Source organism: Paenibacillus sp. FSL R5-192 (assembly GCF_000517845.1).
Taxonomy (GTDB): domain Bacteria; phylum Bacillota; class Bacilli; order Paenibacillales; family Paenibacillaceae; genus Paenibacillus; species Paenibacillus amylolyticus.
Map to the genome: position 1 here is coordinate 1 of NZ_ASPR01000045.1, position 1,288 is coordinate 1,288.

Sequence of the window (1,288 nt, forward strand, 5' to 3'; positions counted from 1 at the left end):
TGTGGCAGACTTGATTCTAAAATACCCTGAATTGGCTTCCCAGATCCGGAAGACAACGGATGGATGGATATTTGAAGGACAAATTCTAGAAAAATTGCGACAAGCTAAAAATAAGAAAGCTATCGATGATCTGAAAGCGGAGAGGGATTCAACGCGCAGTGTGGCGCTGGAGAGTTTAAAACGAATCCAATTTTATGGGCAAGAGTTTGAGTCTATCTCAACCTTTGCTGAAGCTCGTGAAAAGATTAAAGATATTGAAAAAGAAATCACCGAAGAGCAGAAGAAGAATGCTTCTGAATTGAATAGCACGCAGCTTATGAATCAAGGTATAGCTAATTTTCTTCAACAAAAGGCCAATGAGCAACTTGAAGCTAAAAAACAAAAACTTAATGAGTTAAACGATGTCGTTAAAAAGTATGCTGGTCAACTACAGTTGAGTAATGACCAGATCGAAGCCATGACTAAACTTCTGGAAGATGACACTTACGGGGTAGAAGACAACAACAAGGCCAAAAAAGAAACCGTAGAAATTATGACGGACTTACAGAAGGCGATTGAAGGCTACAATAAGTCCTTGGAAAAATTGGATTCGCAACAGAAAAGAGTTGCGAAGTCGTCCAAAGAATACCTTGATATCCTAGCTCAGAAGCGTACAGCTCTACTGGAGGAACAGAAACTTTACGAACAAGGATACAATGATCCCTCCCAGCTCGTGTCCTCTCAAATGGAGATAACAACAGACGGAGGACCTTCTTCAGACATCACAAGAATGCTTTCCACTGCCGTTGACCTGGCTAACTCCGGTGTAATGAGATACAAGAAAATTGGCGGTGAATTTACCGGTTCGTTTGATGATTTCAAACAGCGAGCCTATTCAGACTGTTCTCAGTTTGTGCAGGAAATGTTTGAAACGATCGGGGTACAGGTACCGCGTACAGCAGCTCAACAAGCTAAAGCTGGAACTGCGGTATCAAAGAAAAACCTACAAGTTGGAGATCTTGTATTTTTCAATACGAATGGCAAGGACAACTCTCACGTTGGGATTCACATGGGGGACAGTAAGTTCATACAAATGGGTGAATCGGGATTAAAGGTCTCCGATTTAAATAATAGCTATTGGGCACCGAAATACAACGGAGCAACTCGTATTCCTGGTCTTTCGACAGATGCTGCTTACCCTACATCCACTAGTTCCCAAACAACCTCTAGCGGAGTGGCATATGCCGGTAAATACGCTTCTGAGATTAATGCTGCTGCCAATCAATTTAATGTTGACCCACATCTTGTT

General features: G+C 41.9%; 1 protein-coding gene. It reads left to right on the forward strand.

Going from position 1 to position 1,288, the window contains the following annotated elements; all coding sequences use genetic code 11:
• A partial coding sequence (locus tag C161_RS31680; RefSeq protein WP_084650432.1) for a C40 family peptidase occupies positions 1–1,288 on the forward strand: 1,288 nt, incomplete at both ends.